The 20,645-nt window shown below is 72.1% G+C and carries 16 protein-coding genes; 11 read left to right on the top strand and 5 right to left on the bottom strand.

What is annotated here, in order from left to right; all coding sequences use genetic code 11:
• Positions 1–20: 20 nt before the first annotated feature.
• Positions 21–1,802: a 3-hydroxyacyl-CoA dehydrogenase family protein gene (locus tag ACZ7J0_RS02460; protein WP_470883205.1), complete on the bottom strand. Its 1,782-nt coding sequence runs from the start codon at positions 1,800–1,802 to the stop codon at positions 21–23.
• A 339-nt stretch (positions 1,803–2,141) separates the two neighbouring features.
• Here ACZ7J0_RS02460 and ACZ7J0_RS02455 point away from each other — a divergent pair, with 339 nt between their 5' ends.
• Entirely contained in the window at positions 2,142–2,747 is a 606-nt protein-coding gene (locus ACZ7J0_RS02455; protein WP_470883203.1) for a HEAT repeat domain-containing protein, read from the top strand.
• A gap of 163 nt (positions 2,748–2,910) precedes the next feature.
• Here ACZ7J0_RS02455 and ACZ7J0_RS02450 read toward each other — a convergent pair whose 3' ends face one another.
• The gene (locus tag ACZ7J0_RS02450) at positions 2,911–3,309 is read right to left on the bottom strand and encodes a RidA family protein (RefSeq protein ID WP_470883202.1); all 399 of its coding nucleotides are present in this window, start codon (positions 3,307–3,309) and stop codon (positions 2,911–2,913) included.
• A 78-nt stretch (positions 3,310–3,387) separates the two neighbouring features.
• Entirely contained in the window at positions 3,388–4,434 is a 1,047-nt protein-coding gene (locus tag ACZ7J0_RS02445) for an Rv2578c family radical SAM protein (protein WP_470883200.1), read from the bottom strand.
• A gap of 146 nt (positions 4,435–4,580) precedes the next feature.
• Here ACZ7J0_RS02445 and ACZ7J0_RS02440 point away from each other — a divergent pair, with 146 nt between their 5' ends.
• The 10 genes from ACZ7J0_RS02440 (at position 4,581) to ACZ7J0_RS02395 (ending at position 18,688) form a co-directional block, all read left to right on the top strand.
• A complete protein-coding gene (locus ACZ7J0_RS02440; RefSeq protein ID WP_470883198.1) occupies positions 4,581–5,024 on the top strand; it encodes an SRPBCC family protein in 444 nt (147 codons plus the stop codon).
• 188 nt (positions 5,025–5,212) lie between these two features.
• Complete coding sequence (locus ACZ7J0_RS02435; RefSeq protein ID WP_470883196.1) at positions 5,213–7,636, top strand: MFS transporter; 2,424 nt, start codon at positions 5,213–5,215, stop codon at positions 7,634–7,636.
• Positions 7,637–7,759: 123 nt separating this feature from the next.
• The gene (locus tag ACZ7J0_RS02430; protein WP_470883195.1) at positions 7,760–10,204 is read left to right on the top strand and encodes a SpoIIE family protein phosphatase; all 2,445 of its coding nucleotides are present in this window, start codon (positions 7,760–7,762) and stop codon (positions 10,202–10,204) included.
• 79 nt (positions 10,205–10,283) lie between these two features.
• Positions 10,284–11,012, top strand: coding sequence for a class I SAM-dependent methyltransferase (locus tag ACZ7J0_RS02425; protein WP_470883193.1), 729 nt, complete (start codon positions 10,284–10,286; stop codon positions 11,010–11,012).
• 144 nt (positions 11,013–11,156) lie between these two features.
• The gene (locus ACZ7J0_RS02420) at positions 11,157–11,447 is read left to right on the top strand and encodes a hypothetical protein (RefSeq protein ID WP_470883192.1); all 291 of its coding nucleotides are present in this window, start codon (positions 11,157–11,159) and stop codon (positions 11,445–11,447) included.
• A gap of 165 nt (positions 11,448–11,612) precedes the next feature.
• On the top strand, positions 11,613–12,446 hold the full coding sequence (locus tag ACZ7J0_RS02415; protein WP_470883191.1) for a M55 family metallopeptidase: 834 nt from the start codon (positions 11,613–11,615) through the stop codon (positions 12,444–12,446).
• Positions 12,439–13,770 (top strand): M20/M25/M40 family metallo-hydrolase, encoded by a 1,332-nt coding sequence (locus ACZ7J0_RS02410; protein WP_470883189.1) that lies wholly within the window; start codon positions 12,439–12,441, stop codon positions 13,768–13,770. The genes ACZ7J0_RS02415 and ACZ7J0_RS02410 overlap by 8 nt, the downstream gene beginning before the upstream one ends.
• Positions 13,771–13,838: 68 nt before the next feature.
• Positions 13,839–15,824 (top strand): prolyl oligopeptidase family serine peptidase, encoded by a 1,986-nt coding sequence (locus ACZ7J0_RS02405; RefSeq protein WP_470883187.1) that lies wholly within the window; start codon positions 13,839–13,841, stop codon positions 15,822–15,824.
• Positions 15,821–16,753 (top strand): S66 peptidase family protein, encoded by a 933-nt coding sequence (locus ACZ7J0_RS02400; protein WP_470883185.1) that lies wholly within the window; start codon positions 15,821–15,823, stop codon positions 16,751–16,753. The genes ACZ7J0_RS02405 and ACZ7J0_RS02400 overlap by 4 nt, the downstream gene beginning before the upstream one ends.
• Positions 16,754–16,885: 132 nt before the next feature.
• On the top strand, positions 16,886–18,688 hold the full coding sequence (locus tag ACZ7J0_RS02395) for a CocE/NonD family hydrolase (RefSeq protein ID WP_470883184.1): 1,803 nt from the start codon (positions 16,886–16,888) through the stop codon (positions 18,686–18,688).
• Here the strand turns inward: ACZ7J0_RS02395 and ACZ7J0_RS02390 are convergent.
• Positions 18,669–19,784, bottom strand: coding sequence for an adenosine deaminase (locus ACZ7J0_RS02390; protein ID WP_470883182.1), 1,116 nt, complete (start codon positions 19,782–19,784; stop codon positions 18,669–18,671). The genes ACZ7J0_RS02395 and ACZ7J0_RS02390 overlap by 20 nt on opposite strands.
• A gap of 75 nt (positions 19,785–19,859) precedes the next feature.
• Positions 19,860–20,609, bottom strand: coding sequence for a GntR family transcriptional regulator (locus tag ACZ7J0_RS02385; RefSeq protein ID WP_470883181.1), 750 nt, complete (start codon positions 20,607–20,609; stop codon positions 19,860–19,862).
• Between the last annotated feature and the right edge of the window lie 36 nt (positions 20,610–20,645).

The raw sequence follows: 20,645 nt of genomic DNA, 5'->3' as shown, positions 1-20,645 counted from the left end.
CTCCCCACCCCGCGCCGGGATCAGCGCCGGGCATATTCGCGGAAGCCGCGACCCGTCTTGCGGCCCAGGCAGCCCGCGGCGACCAGGTGCTCCAGGAGGGGCGCCGGAGCCAGACCCGGGTCACGGAACTCGCGGTGCAGCACCTTCTCGATGGCGAGCGAGACATCGAGCCCGACCACGTCGAGGAGCTCGAAGGGACCCATCGGGTAGCCTCCGCCCAGCTTCATCGCGGCGTCGATGTCGTCCAGCGAGGCGTAGTGCTCCTCGACCATCTTGATCGCGTTGTTCAGGTACGGGAAGAGCAGCGCGTTCACGATGAAGCCGGCGCGGTCGCCGCAGTCCACCGGGTGCTTCCTGATCTTCGTGGTGATCGCCCGGACGGTGGCGTGGACGTCGTCGGCGGTCAGGACCGTGCGGACCACCTCGACCAGCTTCATCGCCGGCGCCGGGTTGAAGAAGTGCATCCCGATGACGTCCTGCGGGCGGCTCGTGGCGCGCGCGATGGCGACGACCGGCAGCGACGAGGTGGTGGTGGCGAGCACCGCGCCCGGCTTGCAGACCTTGTCGAGGGTCGCGAAGAGCTGCTGCTTGATCTCCAGGTCCTCGGCGACGGCCTCCAGGGCGAGGTCGACGTCGGCGAACGCGTCGAGCGAGCCGGCGGCCGAGATGCGGGCCAGCGTCTCGTCGCGGACCTCGGAGGTCATCCGGCCCTTGTCGACCGAACGGGCCAGCGACTTGGCGATCCGGGCCTTGGCGGTGTCCGCCTTCTCCTGCGAGCGGGCGGCGAGCACCACGTCGTACCCGGCCTTGGCGAAGACCTCGGCGATACCGCTCGCCATGGTCCCGGAGCCCGCGACGCCGACGGAACGGACCTCACGGCCCTCCCCGGCCTCCGCCGACTCCAGCGGGGTCAGCGCGTCGCGCACCGTGACCGCCGAGCCGGGCGCCTCGTAGGAGTAGAAACCGCGGCCCGCCTTGCGGCCGGTCAAGCCCGCCTCGCTGAGCTGCTTCAGGATCGGCGCGGGGGCGTGCAGACGGTCGCGGGACTCCGCGTACATGGCGTCGAGGACGGTACGGGCCGTGTCGATCCCGATCAGGTCGAGCAGCGCCAGGGGGCCCATCGGCAGCCCGCAGCCGAGCTTCATCGCGGCGTCGATGTCCTCGCGGGAGGCGTACTTCGCCTCGTACATCGCGGCGGCCTGGTTGAGGTAGCCGAAGAGCAGCCCGTCGGCGACGAAACCGGGGCGGTCGCCGACCGCGACCGGCTCCTTGCCGAGCTCGTGGGCGAGGGTGGTGACGGCGGCGACCGCCTGCGGCGAGGTGAGGACCGAGGAGACCACCTCGACCAGCTTCATCGCGGGCGCCGGATTGAAGAAGTGCAGACCAAGGACGCGCTCCGGGTGGGCCGAGTCGGCGGCGAGCCGGGTCACCGAGAGGGCGTTGGTGCCGGTGGCGAGAATGGCACCGGGGCGGACGATGGAGTCCAGCGCGCGGAAGACCTGCTGCTTGGCCTCGTACGTCTCGGGCACGACCTCGATCACGAGGTCGGCGTCGGCGGCGGCCTGCAGGTCGGAGAAGGTGCGGAAGCGCGCGAGGACGTTGCTGCGCTCCTCCTCGGTGATCCGCCCGCGCTGCACGGCGCGATCGGTGGCGGCCTCCAGGGTGGTCACGGCCTGGCGCGCGGCGGCGTCGCTGATGTCGATGCCGATGACCTCACGGCCGGCCCGGGCGAGGACCTCGGCGATGCCGGTGCCCATGGTGCCGAGGCCGACGACGGCGATGGTGGAGAGAGGGGTGTCCATCAGGGGACTCCAGGGTGAGTGACGACTGAGGCGAGAGCGGGGCGCGCGTGGCCGCGGCGGGCGTACGGCGCGAAGAAGACGCGGCGCGAAGTGCGGTGCGTGAGAGGCCGGTCGCACGCGGAGCGTGCGGACCGCACTGAAGAAGCCGACGGACTCTGTCCCGGAGTCGTGTCGTAAGAGAACTGCCGAACCGACAAGCACTCGCATGGGCTGCGTCACCAGGCCCGGCGAGTCAGCGGTGTGTGTTCCGCTCACCTGAGATTAACCGGCGAGTAACGAGCGCGCCAGTCTGCGGGAAGCACCGGAACTGTGATCTGGGTCGCCGATACGCTGACCGCCATGGACACCGCCACGGCCGAGGAACTCCGCTCGATGATCGATCGGTTGGGGAACGAGACGCGGCAGGAGCCCGCAGGTCCGGCGGCGTGTCGCCGGCTGGCTGCCACCGAGGACCGCGAGGAGCTCGCCCGCGTCCTCACCGAGCCGCGGCAGCCTCTGTGGGCGAGGGAGATCGCCGCCTTCCGCCTCGGGGTGGCCGGCGACCGACGGGCCTTCGAGGCCCTGGTCCTGCTCCTCAACCACCGCGATCCGGAGCGCTGCGTCTCCGCCGCGCACGCCCTGGCCCGGCTCGGCGACCCACGCACGGCACGGGCGGCCGCGGCGCTCGCCACCAATGAACTGCGGGTCGCGTACGCGCTGTTGCCCGTACGGCTACTCGCACAGCTGCGCGCGCCGGAGTCCGTGCCGGCGCTCGTGACCGTACTGGAGCGGCGGCTGGCCGACGGGGATCCGCACTGGAGGGTGGGCGTCGCCTGCGCGGAGGGACTGGGCGCGCTGGGGGACGAGCGGGCCCGCCCGGCACTGGAGGCGGCCCGCATCCACCCCCGGCTCGGCCCGGCGGCGTCCGAGGCACTGCGCAAGCTGGGCGAGGGCCCGTCTTCTTAGCCGTTGCGCGGAGCGTGCGCCGGACGGCGGACCCGAAAGACGCGCCCCGGGGGCGGCCCGCCCGGCACGGTCCGGAAGGCGGGGCCTGGGCGGCCGGGCCGTCAGGACCCGGAAGCAGGCCCCCTCGCCCGCCCGCCGCCGGGTAGGCCCAGGCGCTCGGCCATCAGTCGGGGAGGACCGCGAAGGCCTCTATCTCCAGCAGCAGCCGGGGATCGACCAGTGAGGAGACCTGCACCGCCGAGCTCGCCGGCAACTGCCCCGTGATGGACGCGTCACGGGCCTCCCTGACGGCCGGCAGATGGGCGATGTCGGTGAGGAAGTAGGTCAGTTTCACCACGTCCTCGAAGCCCGCGCCGGCGGAGGCGAGGCAGCGCCGCAGATTCTCGAAGACCTGCCGGGCCTGGGCGGCCGGATCGCCCACACCCACCACCTGACCGTCCTCATCGAGGGCGATCTGCCCCGATACGGCGATGAAACGCCCTTGGCCCACGACGACATGGGTGTAGCCGGTGGCGGGCGCGACGCCCTCGGGGGCGGCGATGTGGGTGAGGTGCGCAGTCATGGCCGACATCCTGGCGCACACCACTGACAATCGGGCCGCCGCGGGTGCCGGCGCGGACGCGCGGGCTGTCACGCGCGCTCAGAGCAGTGTGAGCTGGGTGGCCTCGGTGCCCGTGTCGGTGTGCTCCGCGGTGGCGGGACCGGGGGCGGTGATGCGCCGCGCCGCGCCCCGGCGCGCCGGACCGATCCCGAACTCCGCTGCCAGCTCGTGCACCTGCCGGGTGATCCGGCGCTGGTACCAGGTGGGGGCGTACGCGCCTTCCGCGTACATCCGCTCGTACCGCCCGACGAGCTCGGGGTGGTGCTGCCGCAGCCAGGCCATGAACCACTCGCGCGCGCCCGGCCGCAGATGCAGGACGAGCGGGGTGACCGACGTGGCCCCGGCCGCCGCGATCGCCCGGACCGTCGCACGCAGCTGGTCCGGGCGGTCGCCCAGGAAGGGGATCACCGGGGCCATCAGCACACCGCATCCGATGCCGTTGTCCGTGAGGGTCCGTACGACGTCGAGGCGGCGCTCGGGCGACGGCGTCCCCGGCTCGACGGTGCGCCACAGCTCCTGGTCGACGAAGCCGACCGAGACGGAGGTTCCCACGTCGGTCACCGCCGCCGACTGCTTCAGCAGCTCCAGGTCGCGCAGGATCAGCGTCCCCTTGGTGAGGATCGAGAAGGGATTGGCGCGGTCGCGCAGGGCGGCGATGATCCCGGGCATCAGCCGGTAGCGTCCCTCGGCCCGCTGGTAGCAGTCGACATTGGTGCCCATGGCGATGTGCGCACCGTGCCAGCGGGGCGAGGCGAGCTGCCTTGACAGCAGCTCCGGCGCGTTGACCTTCACCACTATCTGGGAGTCGAAGCCGAGGCCCGTGTCGAGGTCCAGATAACTGTGGGTCTTGCGGGCGAAGCAGTACACGCACGCGTGTGTGCAGCCGCGGTACGGGTTGACCGTCCACTCGAACGGCATCCGGGAGGCGCCCGGCACCCGGTTCAGGATCGAGCGGGCCCGCACCTCGTGGAAGGTGATCCCGCGGAACTCCGGTGTGTCGAAGGTGCGCGTAGTGACCGCGTCGGCGCCGAACAGGGCGGCGTCCCCGCCCGGGGCCGCGTTCTCGGCCAGATTGTCCCAGCGCATGGACGCCTCCTCGCTCGCTGCTCCCCGTCGTACGTCCTCCACAATAGAACACACGTTCCCATGATCGTGCGACCCGGATTTGGGCGGGCCCGGCCCGGGTGGTTGGCTGGTGCCTCCCCTGAGGAACGAGTGCTGGAGGACGAGGGATGGCGCAGGTCGAGGCCACGACGGAGCGGATCATCGCGGCGGACGCGGAGACGGTGTTCGACGCTCTGGCCGACTATCAGGACACCCGCGCGAAGCTGCTGCCCGAGCACTTCAGCGAGTACGAGGTGCGCGAGGGCGGCGACGGCGAGGGGACACTGGTGCACTGGAAGCTCCAGGCCACCAGCAAGCGCGTCCGCGACTGCCTTCTCGAGGTCACCGAGCCCAGCGACGGCCAACTGGTCGAGAAGGACCGCAACTCCTCGATGGTCACCACCTGGACGGTCACCCCGGCCGGCGAGGGCAGCTCGAAGGCGGTCGTCACCAGCGTCTGGAACGGCGCGGGCGGCATCGGAGGCTTCTTCGAGCGGACCTTCGCGCCCAAGGGACTCGGGCGCATCTACGACGCGGTGCTCGCCAACCTCGCCGCGGAGGTGGAGAAGTAGCCCTCCGGGCGCGTCGCGGCGGTCACCGGTTCGGGTGGTTCTCCGTACGCGCCCGTTGTGCGCCGTAGGTGCTCCCACCGGCGCATAAGCCGTTCCCGCACGCCTCCGGCGCAACTCGTCGCGCTTGCCCTCAGTTGTCGCGTAATGCGAGAAATGGGCCCGCGCAGGCGCGACGAGGGGAGCAGACGGTGGGCGGGATCACGCTGGTGAAGGGCGAGCAGACCGCACGAACCAGTCCGGAGACGGCCGCCACGCCCGCCTCCGAACCACCGCCCCCCGGCGGGCCGCCCGCCGAGACCGCCACCGTCGCCGGGCTCAGCCCCCGCCGCGTACGCCTCGTCTTCGTCGGGCTGATGCTCGCGCTGCTGCTGGCGGCGCTCGAGCAGATGATCGTCGCCACCGCGCTGCCGAAGATCGTCGGCGAACTCCAGGGTCTGGACCGGATGCCCTGGGCGATCACCGCCTATCTCCTCACGGCGACGGTCGGTCTGCCGGTCTACGGCAAGCTCGGCGACCTCTTCGGCCGCAAGGGCGTCTTCCAGTTCGCCATCGTCGTCTTCGTCCTCGGCTCCGCGTTGGCCGGCTGGTCCCGCACCATGGACCAGCTCATCGTCTTCCGCGCGATCCAGGGCGTCGGCGCGGGCGGCCTGATGATCGGCGTCCAGGCGATCATCGCCGACATCGTCCCGGCCCGGGAGCGCGGCCGCTTCATGGGCCTCATCGGAGCCGCCTTCGGTCTCGCGTCGGTCGCCGGACCGCTGCTCGGCGGCTTCTTCACCGACCATGTCTCCTGGCGCTGGTGCTTCTACTTCAACGTCCCCTTCGGGCTGGTCACCCTCGCCGTCGTGACCGTCGTACTGAAGCTCCCGAGGCCCCGCGTCAGGGCGCGGCTCGACATCCTGGGCGCGCTGTTCCTCGCCGCCGCCTCCACCTGCCTCGTCCTGCTGACCAGTTGGGGCGGCACCCAGTACGCGTGGAACTCCCGGGTCATCCTCGGGCTGGCCGCCGGAGCCGTCGGAACGACCCTGCTCCTGCTCGTGGTCGAGCGCTTCGCCCCCGAACCGATCATCCCGCTGCGGCTGTTCCGCGACGCCGTCTTCAATGTCACCAGCCTCGTCGGCGCCGTCATCGGCGTCGCGCTCTTCGGCGCCGCCAGCTATCTGCCGACGTACCTGCAGATGGTCGACGGCGCCTCCGCCACCGAATCCGGGCTGCTCATGCTGCCGATGATGGGCGGCATCGTCGCCGCTTCGGTCATCTCCGGGCAGCTCATCAGCCGCACCGGCCACTACAAGATCTACCCGATCCTCGGCAGCGCGATCTCCGTGGCCGGCATGTGGCTGCTGTCCCGGCTCGACACCGACACGCCACGCCTCGACCTCGGCGTCTGGCAGGCCGTCCTCGGCATCGGCATCGGACTGGTGATGCCGGTCCTCGTCCTCGCCGTGCAGAACGCCGTCCCGCCCGCCGATCTCGGCACCGCCACCAGCGCCAACACCTACTTCCGGCAGATCGGCGGCAGCGTCGGCGCCGCCGTCTTCGGCACCCTCTTCGCCGACCGCCTCGCCCACGCCCTCACCGAACGCCTCCCCACCGGCGCGCACCTGCCCGACCCCGAGTCCATCACTCCGCAGATGGTGCACTCCCTGCCGCCCGCCCTGCGCGACGGCTACATCCAGGCGTACGCGGACGCGATGCCCCGCATCTTCCTGTACCTCGTGCCGGTGCTCCTGCTCGGACTCTTCCTCGCCTTCTTCCTCAAGGAGAAACCGCTGGTGTCCCACGCCGCTCCCACCCCCGCCACCGTGCCGCAGGCCCGCGCCGCCGGCGCGGCGCAGCAGCCCTCGTCCGGCTCCGGAGTCCCGGTCTGCGGCACCGTCCAGCACCACGACGGCTCCTGCGTCCCGCGCGCCGCCCTCACCCTCATCGACGTCCGAGGCCGGCAGGTGGGACGCGGTGCCAGCGGCGAGGACGGCCGGTACGCGCTGAGCGCGCCCGGAGCCGGCTCGTACGTGATGATCGCGGCCGCCGGCGGGCACCAGCCGCAGGCCGTGACCGTGACGGTCGGCGAGCGGCCGGTGGAGCTCGATCTGGTCCTGGGCGGCGCCGGGCGGCTCGCGGGGACCGTCGTCACCGCCGACGGCACCCCGGTCCGCGACGCGGCGGTGACCCTGACCGATGTACGGGGCGAGGTCGTCGCCACCACCCGCAGCGGCCGCGAAGGCGGCTATGTGCTCACCGAGTTGGTGGCGGGGGAGTACACCCTGGCCGCCGGCGCCCCCGCCTTCCGGCCCACCGCCCTCGCGGTCACCGTGCAGGCCGCCCGTGAGACCCGGCAGGACATCGAGCTGGCCGGCGGGGCGGTCCTGCGCGGAACGGTACGGGCGGGAGACGGCCGGACCGTCGAGGACGCACGGGTCACCCTGCTCGACGCTGCGGGCAACGTGGTGGACACCCTCACCACCGGTCCCGACGGCGCGTTCCGCTTCGTCGATCTGTCCTCCGGCGAGTACACGGTGATCGCCGCCGGCTATCCACCGGTCGCGACCGTGCTGCAGGTCGCGGGCGGCGGGCGCACCGAACGCGATCTCCAGCTGGGGCACGAGGACTGACCCTTTGTCAGAGATCCGCCGGGCGCGCGGGTGATTCCTCCGATGCCCGGCGCACGACGGGCGCGTAGCCGTACCGTGGAGTAGGCCGCAGAGCCCCGGGCTCGCGAGGAAGGACTTCCACCCATGGCCAGTGGTGTTCCGCCGGAGTCGTCGCCGCCTCTCCTCACGTCCGGAAGGGTGCCGCTCGCCGTGGTCGTCGTCGACGGCGAAGGCCTGGTCTCCCACTGGTCCACGGGGGCGCGGCGGCTGTTCGGCCACGCCAAGGAGGACGCCGTGGGGCAGCCCGCCGTCGAACTGCTCCCCGTGACCGGTGCACTGGCCGGTGACACGCCGGGCCCCGGCGAACACGACGTGTACTACGGGCTCGGAGGCGGGCTCGACGCCTCGCTGAACGGCCTCACCGCCTATCCGACCGCTGGACGCGCCCGGCTCACCGAGCGCCGCACCGACCGCCTCGATGTCCTCTGGTGGGCGTATCCGCTGGTCGGGCCGGGTCGCGAGCGGCTGCTCGTCCTGGCCGCGGACGCCGAGCAGTTCCGTGTCGAGGAGTCCGACCGGGAGGACTTCGAGCGCATCGCGCCCGGCTTCGCCCTGCACACCGAGTTCGACGGCTCGGAGGAGCTGGCCTGGCGGCTGCCCGAGATCCTGCCCAACATGAGCGTCCGCGAGTCCACCCGGATCGTCTCCCAGATACTCGAACTCGGCTATCCGGTCGTGGAGTTCAGTCACCACGCCCGGGTGCCCGTCACCCCCGACTGGGGTGTGCCCCTGCGGGCCGCGCGCGGCCGGCGCGGGCAGGCCGCCGCCGAGGCCGCACCGCGCGGTCGGGCCGTGGCCGGTGCCGACCCGGTCGAGGACCTGGAGTACGCCGCCGTGCGCGAGCGGCTCGAGTTCCTCAACGAGGTGAGCGGCCGCATCGGCTCCTCACTCGACCTCACCCGCACGATCCAGGAGGTCACCGCGGCCGTCGTGCCCCGCTTCGGCGACTTCGCCGGCACCTACCTGCGCGAGCAGATCATGGCCGGTGAGGGCTTCCCCGACGGAGTGCCCGACACCACCACCCTGTGGCACCGCGTGGCCGTCGAGCACGTCGACGAGCCGGGCCGTTGGGACGACGTGGTGCCGGTGGGCGAAACCATGCAGTTCCCCGTACAGACCCCGTTCTTCCAGTGCATGACGAGCGGCGAGCCGGTCCTCCTGCCCCGCATCAGCGAGGAGATGAGCAACGCCGTCGCCTCACAGTTCGAGAAGCGCGACATCCGCCCCCTGCTCCACGGACGCTCGATGCTGGTCGTCCCGCTGAAGGCACGCGACGTGGTGCTCGGCTTCATGATCCTGCTGCGCCACCCCGGGCGGCCCTCCTTCAACGACATGGACCGGGTGACCGGCGCCGAACTCGCCGCCCGCGCCGGGCTCGTCCTCGACAACGCCCGCATGTACACGTACCAGGAGAGCGTGGCCGAGACCCTTCAGGACTCGATGCTGCCGCAGAACACACCGCGGATGACCGGGTGCGACACGGCGACCCGCTATCTGCCCGGGACCCTGCTCGGCCGCGTCGGCGGCGACTGGTTCGACTCCATCAAGCTGCCCGGCTCCCGGACCGCGCTGGTGGTCGGTGACGTCATGGGTCACGGGCTCAACTCGGCCGCGATGATGGGCCAGTTGCGCACCGCCGTACAGACCATGGCGGGCCTCGACCTGCCTCCGGGGCGACTGCTGCGGAACCTCGACGACCTGGCGCAGCGGCTCGGCGAGCACTACCTCGCGACCTGCCTGTACGCGGTGTACGACCCGATCGGCGGGGAACTGGTCCTCGCCAACGCCGGCCATGTGCCCCCGGTGCTCGTACGGGCCGCCGACGGGCGCAGCGAACTGCTCGATCTGCCGTCCGGGGCACCGATCGGTGTCGGAGGGGTGCCCTTCGAGACCGTGCGGGTGCCGGTGGAACCGGGCGACCGGCTCGTCATGTGCACCGACGGACTGGTCGAGGTCCGCGGGGAGGACATCGGCGTCGGGCTCGCCACCCTCTGCGAATCGGCGGCCCACCCCGCGGCCTCCATGGACGACGCCTGCGACACGATCATCCGGGCCCTCAACACCCGCGGCGGGCGCAAGGACGACGTCGCCCTGCTGATGGCGCGGCTGCGCGGGGTCGCCGCCGACGATGTGGCCCGGTGGGAGCTCGCGCCCGAGCCGTCCCAGGTGCCCAGGGCCCGCCGCCTGGTGCGCGCACGGCTCGTCGAATGGGGCCTCGGCGAGCTCGCGGAGACGGTGGAGCTGCTGGTCAGCGAGGTCGTGACCAACGCCCTGCGGCACACGGCGAGCCGCCGCGTGGAACTGCGTCTGGTGCGCGCCGAGGGGCTGTTCTGCGAGGTCGTGGACGACGGACACACCCTTCCGACGCTGCTCGGAGCGGGCCCCGGGGCCGAGGCCGGCCGGGGGCTCAAGGTGGTGAGCCGGCTCGCGAGGGAGTGGGGCGCGAGCCCCGCGGGCGAGGGGAAGTCGGTCTGGTTCGAGCTGGCGCTGCCGCGCGCCGGGCGGGAGTCCGGTTCGAACGACCGGTGAAGTTCGGGCCCAGCGCTTGTCCGTACCACCGGCGCGCGATAGACCGGCTTTGGAGTCCGTCGTCCTGCGGGGAGTGGCCATGAGCGTGACGAGTCGGTACAAGGACGCCTGGGAAGGCTTCTGGCGCGAGGCGCCCGAGGAGGCGGGCGCGGTCATCTGGGACGCCGAGCCCGCGCTCACCGCCGGACTGCACCTCAGCGTCTTCGAACCGCACCTCACCGACCCCGGACTCCCCCTGATCGACCTCGGCTGCGGGAACGGCACCCAGACCCGCTACCTCGCCGGCCGGTTCCCCCGCGTCCTCGGCGTGGACCTGGCCCCGGCCGCGATCACCCACGCCCGTCGTGCCGTCCCGAAGGGCGCCGAGGGCCTGTTCCGGGAGATCGACGCCGTCGACGGGAAGGCCGTCACCCAGCTGCACACCGAACTGGGCGACGCCAACGTCTACATGCGGGGTGTGCTGCACCAGAGCGAGCCGCAGGACAGGCAGGCGCTCGCCGACTCGATAGCGACGCTCGTGGGTCAGCGCGGGCGGGCCTTCGTGGTGGAGCTCGGTGAGGCGGCCGGGCGGATGCTGAGGAGCCTGGCCGAGAGCCCGGCCGGCCCGCCGCCCAAGCTCCGGCCGGTGTTCCGGCACGGCATCGAACCGGGCGCGGTGGCCGACGCGGCCATGCCGGAGATCTTCGGCATGGCCGGACTCGACGTGGTCGCCTCGGGCGACCTCCCGCTGATGACGACCGAGCACACGACGGCCGGCGATCGCCTGGAGCTGCCGTCGAAGTGGTTGGTGGTCGGCAGGGCCGCCTGACGCCGTCGGCCCAGCGCGCCCACGGACGGAGGAGGAGATGTTGGCGCCCCTGATCGCCCGGCGTGAGGCTGAGTGGGACGTCACCGGGTCTCAGGGAGCGCGGGCGGAACCGCGCCGACCGTGGTGGACGGAAGGAACGGCGCGATGAGGGTCATGCTGAGAGCCCATCTGGACACCAAGGCCGCGAACGAGGCGGTCAGGAACGGTGATCTTCCCAAGATCATGCAGACGATGATGGAACAGCTCAAGCCGGAAGCCGCCTACTTCGGCCCCAGCGAGGGCGGACGGTGTTCCACCTTCGTCTTCGACCTGCAGGACAGCTCCCAGATGCCCAGCATCGCGGAGCCGTTGTTCGAGCAGCTCGGAGCCAGGATCGAGATCTCCCCGGTGATGAACGCCGACGATCTGAAGAAGGGCCTCGCCGCCCTGGGGTAGGGCCGAGACCGGTACGACGGGGCGCCGCCCGGCGCGGACCGGGCGGCGCCCCCACGGCGTCGCCGGCCCGCCCGATGAGCGGCCCGGGGTTCTGGCCTGGTCGTTCTCCGGCGCGTAACGTGACGCGGCACGGGCATGGACGACCCGCGACGGGACAGGTGAGTCGTGAAGATCCTCATCAGCGCCGACATGGAAGGCGCCACTGGTGTGACCTGGCCGGCCGATGTGCTGCCCGGCATGCCGCAGTGGGAGCGGTGCCGCTCGATGTTCACCTCCGACGTGAACGCGGCCGTGCTCGGCTTCTTCGACGGCGGCGCGGACGAGGTGCTCATCAACGAAGCGCACTGGTCGATGCGGAATCTGCTCCTCGAACGGCTCGACGAACGCGCCGAGATGCTCACCGGCAAGCACAAGTCGCTCTCCATGGTGGAGGGCGTACAGCACGGGGACGTGGACGGCATCGCCTTCGTCGGCTACCACACGGGCGCCGGCGCCGAGGGGGTCCTCGCCCACACCTATCTCGCCAACTCCATCACCGGTGTCTGGCTCAACGGTGAGCGGGCGAGCGAGGGGCTGCTCAACGCGCACGTCGTCGCCGAGTACGGCGTCCCCGTCGTCCTCGTCACCGGCGACGACCTCACCTGCGAGGACGCCCTCGGCTACGCCCCGCAGGCGCTCAAGGTCGCGGTGAAGGACCATGTGTCACGGTACGCGGCGGTGTGCCGTACCCCCGCCCGCACGTCGGGCGCGATCCGGGCGGCCGCCAAGGAGGCCGCCGCCCTGGCCGTACGCCACGAGCCGGTAAGGGGAGGGCCGTTCACGGTGGAGCTGGAGTTCGACGCGGAACACCTCGCCGCGGCGGCGACGGTCGTCCCGGGCGCGGCACCGAGCGGGGAGCGTCGCGTCGCCTACACCAGCGAGACGATGTACGAGGCGATCCGCACGTTCAAGGCGGTCACGACGATCGTCTCGGCGGCGGTGGAGGAGCAGTATGGCTGAGGGCTCGTCCGTGGGCGCGCTGGCACTGGACGAGGTCGTGACCTTCACCTCCGACCTCATCCGCATCGACACCACCAACCGCGGGGGCGGTGACTGCCGTGAGCGGCCGGCGGCCGAGTACGCCGCCGAGCGGCTGGCCGGCGCGGGCCTCCATCCGCTCCTCCTCGAACGCACCCCCGGGCGGACCAATGTGGTGGCCAGGATCGAGGGCACCGATCCGTCCGCCGACGCGCTGCTCGTCCACGGCCATCTGGACGTCGTGCCCGCCGAGCCCGCCGACTGGTCCGTGCACCCCTTCTCCGGGGAGATCCGCGACGGGGTCGTGTGGGGCCGCGGCGCCGTCGACATGAAGAACATGGACGCGATGGTCCTCGCCGTCGTACGCGACTGGGCGCGCCGGGGGGTCCGCCCCCGCAGGGACATCGTCGTGGCCTTCACCGCGGACGAGGAGGCCAGCGCGGTCGACGGTTCCGGGTTCCTCGCCGACCGTCACCCCGAACTCTTCGAGGGCTGCACGGAAGGCGTCAGCGAGTCCGGTGCGTTCAGCTTCCACGCCGGCCCGCGCATGACGCTCTATCCCATCGCGGCGGGCGAGCGGGGGACCGCCTGGCTGAAGCTCACGGCCCACGGCACGGCCGGCCACGGCTCCAAGGTCAACCGGGCCAACGCGGTCAGCCGCCTCGCTGCGGCCGTCGCCCGGATCGGCGAGCACCAGTGGCCGGTGCGGCTCACGCCGACCGTGCGTGCCGCGCTGGCCGAGCTCGCCGCCCTGCACGGCGTCGAGACGGAGTTGACGGCCGACGACGTCGACGTGGACGCGCTGCTGGCCAAGCTCGGCCCGGCGGCCGCCCTCGTCGCGCCGACCGTCCGCAACAGCGCCAACCCGACGATGCTGGACGCCGGTTACAAGGTCAACGTCATCCCCGGGCAGGCCACGGCCTACATCGACGGCCGGGTAGTGCCGGGCGGCGAGGACGAGTTCACCGAGACCATGGACCGGCTCACCGGACCGGACGTGCAGTGGGAGTACCACCACCGCGAAGTACCGCTCCAGGCGCCGGTCGACTCACCGGCGTTCCGAAGGATGCGGGAGGCCGTGGAGCGTTTCGACCCGGATGCCCGTGTCGTGCCGTACTGCATGTCGGGCGGCACCGATGCCAAGCAGTTCTCCCGGCTCGGCATCACCGGCTACGGCTTCTCGCCGCTCAGGCTGCCCGTGGGCCTGGACTACCAGGCGCTTTTCCATGGCGTCGACGAGCGGGTCCCCGTCGACGCGCTGCACTTCGGCGTCCGCGTCCTCGACCACTACCTGCAACGCGCGTAGCCGTGCCCATCGACGGGCACGGATCGTCACGACCGGGTACACCGCACAGAAAAAAATGGGGGAAGGACATGGTTCCCACGGGGGCATACGGCAGCTGGCCGTCGCCGATCGACGCCACGCTCGCCGCCGCGCACGACGGCAGGCCCGAATGCGTCGGTGTGGTCGGCGAGGAAGTGTGGTGGACGGCGCCGCGTCCCCTCGAGGGCGGCCGCCGGGCGCTCGTGCGTCGCAGGAACGACGGCGTCGAGGAATCGGTACTGCCCGCTCCCTGGAACGTACGCAGCAGAGTCATCGAGTACGGCGGGCAGCCATGGGCGGGGGTTGCCCGTGACGGCGCGGGCCCCCTCGTCGTCTTCTGCCACTTCCCCGATCAGCGGCTGTACGCGTACGAGCCCGACAGCGGTCAGGAGCCGCGGCCGCTCACCCCGGTGTCGGGGACCGGCGGAGGTCTGCGCTGGGTGGATCCCCGGATATGCCCCGACCGTGGCCCCCACGGTGAAGTCTGGTGCGTGCTGGAGGAGTTCATCGGCGAGGCGCCCACCGATGTGCGCCGGGTGATCGCGGCCGTCCCGCTGGACGGCTCGGCCGCCGAGGACCGCTCGGCCGTGCGCGAGCTCTCGGACGGGCGTCACCGGTTCGTCACCGGTCCACGGCTATCCCCGGACGGCCGGCGGGTGGCGTGGATCGACTGGGACCACCCGCGGATGCCGTGGGACGGCACGGAGGTGATGCTCGCCGATGTCACCGACGACGGCACCTTCGCGAACGCGTCGCGCGTCCTCGGCGGCCCCGAGGAGTCGGTCCCGCAGGTCGACTGGACAGCCGACGGGCAGCTGCTGCACCTCAGCGACCGCAGCGGCTGGTGGAACCTCTACCGCGAGGACCCGCAGGGGACCGTGGCGCTCTGTCCGCGCGAGGAGGAGTTCGGCGGTCCGCTGTGGAAGATCGGGCTCAGCTGGTTCCATCCGCTGGAGAACGGCCTGATCGCGGTCATCCACGGCAGGGGCTCCACGTCGCTCGGGATCCTGGACCCGGAGAGCGGCGAACTGGTCGACGCGGCCGGCCCCTGGACCGAATGGGCCCCCACCCTCGCCGTCCACGGCAGTCGTGTCGTCGGGGTCGCGGCCAGCCCGCGCAGCGCGTACGAGGTCGTGGAGCTGGACACGGTCACCGGCCGGACCCGGGTCATCGGCTCGGCCCACGACGACCCGGTCGACCCCGCCTACTACCCCGAACCGCAGATCCGCACCTTCACCGGCCCGGACAACCGCGAGATCCACGCCCACATCTATCCGCCGCACAACCCCGACCGGATCGCGCCCGGCGACGAACTGCCGCCCTATGTCGTGTGGGCGCACGGCGGCCCCACCGGGCACGCCCCGCTCGTCCTCGACCTGGAGATCGCCTACTTCACCTCGCGCGGCATCGGCGTCGCGGAGGTCAACTACGGCGGCTCCACGGGCTATGGCCGGGAGTACCGTGACCGACTGCGCGAGCAGTGGGGCGTCGTCGACGTGGAGGACTGCGCCGCAGTGGCAGCCGCACTCTCCGCGGAGGGCACGGCGGACCCGGCGCGGCTCGCCGTCCGCGGCGGCAGCGCGGGCGGCTGGACCACCGCGGCCTCCCTCACCACCACCGGCCTCTACGCCTGCGGCACCATCCTGTACCCCATCCTCGATCTGCTCGGCTGGGCCACGGACGAGACCCACGACTTCGAGTCGAGGTACCTGGAATCGCTGATCGGCCCGCTCGACGACGTGCCCGCGCGCTACCGCGAGCGCTCGCCGCTGCACCACAGCGACCGGATCACCACCCCGTTCCTGCTGCTCCAGGGGCTCGACGACGTGATCTGCCCGCCGGCGCAGTCCGAGCGGTTCCTCGCCCGCATGGCGGGACGGGGCATCCCCCACGCGTACATCGCCTTCGAAGGGGAGAGCCACGGTTTCCGCAGGGCCGACACCATGGTGCGCGCGCTGGAGGCCGAACTCTCCCTGTACGCCCAGACGTTCGGGATCTCCAGGTCCGACGTCCCGCTCCTGGAGCTCAAGAAGTGACCGTCATAGCGCTGACGCGCCCCGCCCGTCTGCGGCCCGGCGCCAGGGTCGCCGTCGTCGCGCCGAGCGGCCCTCTGCCGGAGGACCGCCTCCTTGCCGGGCTCGACATCCTGCGCGGCTGGGGGCTCGACCCGGTGGTGGCGCCCCATGTCCTGTGCAGCCACCCCGAGTTCGGCCATCTCGCCGGTACCGACGAGGCGCGCGCCCGGGACCTCCAGGAGGCGTGGTGCGATCCGACGGTGTCCGCCGTGATCTGCGCGCGCGGCGGTTACGGCGCCCAGCGGATGGTGGACCTGCTCGACTGGACGGCGATACGGGCGGCGGGCCCCAAGGTCTTCGTCGGCTACAGCGACGTCACCGCGCTCCATGAGGCCTTCGCTCTGCGGATGGGCCTGGCCACCCTGCACGGCCCTATGGTCGCGGCGGTGACCTTCCTCAAGGACGTCCGGACCCAGGAGTCGCTGCGGGCCACGCTGTTCGAGCCCGAATCGGTGCGGACCCTCGGCCTGGAGACGGCCCGGGCCCTCGTCCCCGGCCGGGCGCGCGGGATCACGCTGGGCGGCTGCGCCAGTCTTCTCGCCTCCGATCTGGGCACCCCGGGGTCCCGGGCCTCCGCCCGGGGCGGCTTGCTGCTCCTGGAGGACGTGGGCGAGGAGCCGTACCGCCTGGACCGGATCCTCACCCAACTGCTGCGGGCCCGCTTCCTGGAGGGGGTGGCCGGGATCGGCCTGGGGTCATGGGTGGAGTGCGGCCCCTACGAGGAGGTGCGGGCGCTGCTCGCCGAACGGCTGGGTGGTCTCGGTGTGCCGGTGGTGGAGGAGATGGGCTTCGGACACAGCGAGACGGCGCTGACGGTGCCGCTCGGACTGCCCGCCGTACTGGACGCGGAGGAGGGCACGCTCACCCTGGACGCGCCCGCCCTGCTCTGAACTCCCGCTGTCCGCCCCCGCCTTCACTGAATCTTCGTCAAGAAACCTCCGTCACGGGCGTTGACGGGGTTATGACACGTGTCACAGCATGAGCACGGCCAGATACTTACCGGTCGGTAAGGCGCTCACCGTGTGGAGGTCCGCGTGTCCCGTGCCCTGCCCAGGTTCCGTACGCCGCTCGCTCTCGTCGCCGCCACCGCACTGGCCGTGCCACTCGCGCTCGCCGCACCCGCCGGGGCCACGGCCTCCGCCCCGGCGGGTGAACACACCGTCAGGGCACTGAAGTTCACGGTCGGTGCGGGCGGCCGCACCTGCACGGTGGACGCGGATCTCTACCGGCCCGCCGGAGTCGACGCCGGCCACCGCGCCCCCGCCGTCCTCGCCACCAACGGCTTCGGGGGAAGCAAGTCGGACGGCTCGACGGACGCCATCGGCAAGGCGTTCGCCGCGCGCGGCTATGTCGCCCTCGTCTACTCCGGCCTCGGCTTCGGAAAGTCCGGCTGCCTCGTCTCCCTCGACGACCCGGCCATCGACGGCCGCGCCGCCTCGCGCCTCATCGACTTCCTCGGCGGCACACGCGCTGCCGACGACGGCACCACGGCGGACTTCGTCACCCGGGACGGGCGCGGCGACCCGCGCGTGGGCATGATCGGCGGCTCGTACGGCGGCGCCGTCCAGCTCGCCACGGCCGCCGTCGACCATCGCGTCGACGCGCTCGTCCCGATGATCACCTGGAACGACCTGGCGTACTCGCTCGATCCCAACGCCGCGGCACGCGCGGCCCGTTCGGACACGCCCGGAGCCTTCAAGTGGCAGTGGTCCAACGGCTTCTACCTGATGGGGGAGGGCCAGCCGCTGCTCGCACCCGCCCTCGACCCCAGCCGGATCAACTCACTGGGCTGTCTGCACTTCGTCACCCGGGCCTGCGACACCGTCCGGCTCCTCAACTCCGGCCGGTACCCCGCCGACCGGACGCGGGACATGCTGGACTTCGCCCACAGCGTGTCCCCCGTCTCCTACCTCCACCGCGTCGAGGCACCCACCCTGCTCGTCCAGGGCCAGGCCGACAGTCTCTTCAACCTCAACGAGGCCCGGGCCAGCTACGAACAGCTCAAGGCGCAGGGCACCGAGACCAAGATGATCTGGCAGGCGTGGGGACACAGCGGAGGCCAGGTGCCCGGCGAACTGAACCTGGCCGAGGGCAACCTGGAGACGTCGTACGTCGGCCGGCGCGTCCTGGCCTGGTTCGACCGCTACCTCCAGGGGCGCCAGGCCACGGACACCGGCCCGGCCTTCGCGTACTACCGCGACTGGCGCGGCGGCTACGGCACCGCGGCCGCCGTGCCGCCCCTGTCGCGGAAGATGTACCTCTCCGGTGACGGCAAGCTCGTCGACAACCGCTCCGAGGTCGCCCGAGGCGCCCGCGAGTACCGCAACTGGCTGGTTCCGACGAGCCATTCGGAGTCCTCGCTGGCCGGGCTGATCGGACTGCCCGACCCCAGGCCCCACGACACCCCGGGCACCTACCTCGGCTGGACCAGCGCGCCCCTGAAGGAGCCGGTCGAGGTCGTCGGTTCCCCGAAGGCCACCCTCAAGGTCGTCTCCCCGAGGACCGAGCGCGTCCAGGACTCCGGGGACGCCGCGGACAAGCTCGTCCTCTTCGCCAAGGTGTACGACGTGGCTCCCGACGGCTCCAGGAGCCTCGTCCACCGGCTGGTCGCACCCGTGCGGGTCCCGGACGCGACCAGGCCGTTCACCGTGGAGCTCCCCGGCATCGTGCACCGCTACGAGAGCGGCCACCGGATGGAGTTCGTGATCGCCGCGAGCGACGACGCGTACTTCGGCAACCGGGGCGTCAAGCCGGTGACGGTCACCAGTGCCCCGCAGGACACCGGCGTTCTCGAACTTCCCGTGGTCAGCGGGTCGTCGCGGTGAGGGCCGCGTAGCCCGGCAGGACGATCTCGTCGATGATCCGGCGGCGCTCCGGCAGCGGCAGGAACGCGGAGTCGACCGCGGCGACCGTGAACTGCTCGAAGACCTCGGGGCCGTAGCCGAAGGCGTCCACCATGTGCTGGAACTCCTCGCTCATGGTGGTGCCGGAGACCAGACGGTTGTCGGTGTTCAGGGTGATCCGGAAGCCGAGGCGGCGCAGCAGGTCGATCGGGTGCGAGGCGTAGTCCTTCGCGGCGCCGGTCTGCAGATTGGAGGTCGGGCAGACCTCCAGGGCGATCCCGTTGTCGCGGACGTACGCGGCGAGGTGGCCGAGGTGGGCCGTGCCGTCGTCGTCCAGACGGATGTCGTCGGTGATGCGCACCCCGTGGCCGATCCGCTCGGCGCCGCAGATCTGCACGGCCTCGTGGATCGACTCGGCGCCCACGGCCTCGCCGGCGTGGATCGTGAAGTGGCAGTTGTGCCGCTTCAGGTGCTGGAAAGCCGGCAGGTGGTTGGCCGGCGGGTTGCCGATCTCGCCGCCCGCGATGTCGAAGCCGGCGACACCGCGCTCGCGGTGGGCGACGGTCAGCTCGGCTATCTCGAGGGACCGGGCGGTGTGCCGCATGCCGGTCAGCAGCGTGCCGACGGTGATCCGGCCGCCGGTGCGGCGCTCGCCCTCGCGGAAGCCCTCGTTGACGGCCTCGACGACCTCGTCGAGGGTCAGCCCCCGCTCCAGGTGCTGCTCGGGGGCGTAGCGGACCTCGGCGTAGACGACGCCGTCCGCCGCCAGATCCTCGGCGCACTCGGCCGCGACCCGGAACAGCGCCTCGCGCGTCTGCATCACGGCGCAGGTGTGGGCGAAGGTCTCCAGATACCGCTCGAGCGAGCCGGAGTCCGCGGCGTCGCGGAACCACACCGCGAGCGCCGCCGGGTCCTCGGTCGGCAGCGCGGTGTAGCCGCACTCCCGGGCCAGCTCGACGATGGTGGCGGGACGCAGACCACCGTCGAGGTGATCGTGCAGGACGGCCTTGGGGGCGCTGCGGATCCAGTCGGCAACAGGGGTGGCGGTGCCGGCGGCAGAGTTGTCAGACAAGTGCATGGCGCGGAAGTGTACGGCACACCTGCGCCCTCGTGCCGTGACCCGCGTCTCGCCCAGCCGCACGGAACGAGGACATCAGCTGGACTGGAGCACCGGAAGCGCGGGCGCGCCGGTGGGCAGCATGTGCTTGGCCGCCAGGATCGGGGTCTCCCCGGCCCGCACCACCTGGGTGATCAGTACGGCCGGGGTGTCGGCCGGGCGCTCCAGCTGCTCGCCGCGCCGCTGCCCGAGCAGGGTCGCCGTCACGCTGCTGTGCGCGCTCAGCTGCACCCCGCGCGAGGCGCCCGCCAGCACCGCGAGCATCGAGGTCCGGTCCGGCGCCGGCGTGTTCCGCAGCGCCGCCGAGAAGGCCGGGTGCGCCCGGTCCAGTACGTCGTCGGCGGCCGCCCACTCCTGGCTCAGCGCAGCCGCCGTCCCCTCCCCGGCGAGGAGGGACTCCCAGAAGCGCAGTTCGGCGCGGGCGGGCGCGAGCAGGTGCTGGGTGGTGAAGTCGGTGGGCTCCTCGACGGCCCGCAGGAGCGCGCGCACCCGCAGCGGGGAGCCGGCGCCGATCAGCTCCTCCAGGGGCTGGATGTGCTCGAAGCCGCGGCGCGGAGGGTGGTCGTTGACGGTCCGGCCGACCCCGCGGCGCACGGAGAGCAGGCCGTCCTCCTGGAGCAGCAGGAGGGCCTCGCGCAGGGCGGGCCTGCTCACGCCGAGTTCGGCGGCGAGCCGGGGCTCCGAGGGAAGGGTCGAGCCGGGCGGATAGACGCCCTCGTGGATGGCGTCCGCGATCCGCTCGTAGAGCACCACGACCGGTCGCCGCTGCGGTCCGCTGACTGCCACTGCCCCTCCTTGACTGACTTGTCGGCAAGCTAAGCC

It is taken from the genome of Streptomyces sp. NPDC038280 (genome assembly GCF_055600045.1).
This window is presented reverse-complemented; position numbering and strand designations above follow the sequence as displayed.

What these genes read in the sequence shown, in the direction of transcription:
- ACZ7J0_RS02460 (WP_470883205.1), bottom strand. Translation starts at nt 1,802, where the DNA reads ATGGACACCCCTCTCTCCACCATCGCCGTCGTCGGCCTCGGCACCATG.
- ACZ7J0_RS02455 (WP_470883203.1), top strand. Translation starts at nt 2,142, where the DNA reads ATGGACACCGCCACGGCCGAGGAACTCCGCTCGATGATCGATCGGTTG.
- ACZ7J0_RS02450 (WP_470883202.1), bottom strand. Translation starts at nt 3,309, where the DNA reads ATGACTGCGCACCTCACCCACATCGCCGCCCCCGAGGGCGTCGCGCCC.
- ACZ7J0_RS02445 (WP_470883200.1), bottom strand. Translation starts at nt 4,434, where the DNA reads ATGCGCTGGGACAATCTGGCCGAGAACGCGGCCCCGGGCGGGGACGCC.
- ACZ7J0_RS02440 (WP_470883198.1), top strand. Translation starts at nt 4,581, where the DNA reads ATGGCGCAGGTCGAGGCCACGACGGAGCGGATCATCGCGGCGGACGCG.
- ACZ7J0_RS02430 (WP_470883195.1), top strand. Translation starts at nt 7,760, where the DNA reads ATGGCCAGTGGTGTTCCGCCGGAGTCGTCGCCGCCTCTCCTCACGTCC.
- ACZ7J0_RS02425 (WP_470883193.1), top strand. Translation starts at nt 10,284, where the DNA reads ATGAGCGTGACGAGTCGGTACAAGGACGCCTGGGAAGGCTTCTGGCGC.
- ACZ7J0_RS02420 (WP_470883192.1), top strand. Translation starts at nt 11,157, where the DNA reads ATGAGGGTCATGCTGAGAGCCCATCTGGACACCAAGGCCGCGAACGAG.
- ACZ7J0_RS02410 (WP_470883189.1), top strand. Translation starts at nt 12,439, where the DNA reads ATGGCTGAGGGCTCGTCCGTGGGCGCGCTGGCACTGGACGAGGTCGTG.
- ACZ7J0_RS02405 (WP_470883187.1), top strand. Translation starts at nt 13,839, where the DNA reads ATGGTTCCCACGGGGGCATACGGCAGCTGGCCGTCGCCGATCGACGCC.
- ACZ7J0_RS02390 (WP_470883182.1), bottom strand. Translation starts at nt 19,784, where the DNA reads ATGCACTTGTCTGACAACTCTGCCGCCGGCACCGCCACCCCTGTTGCC.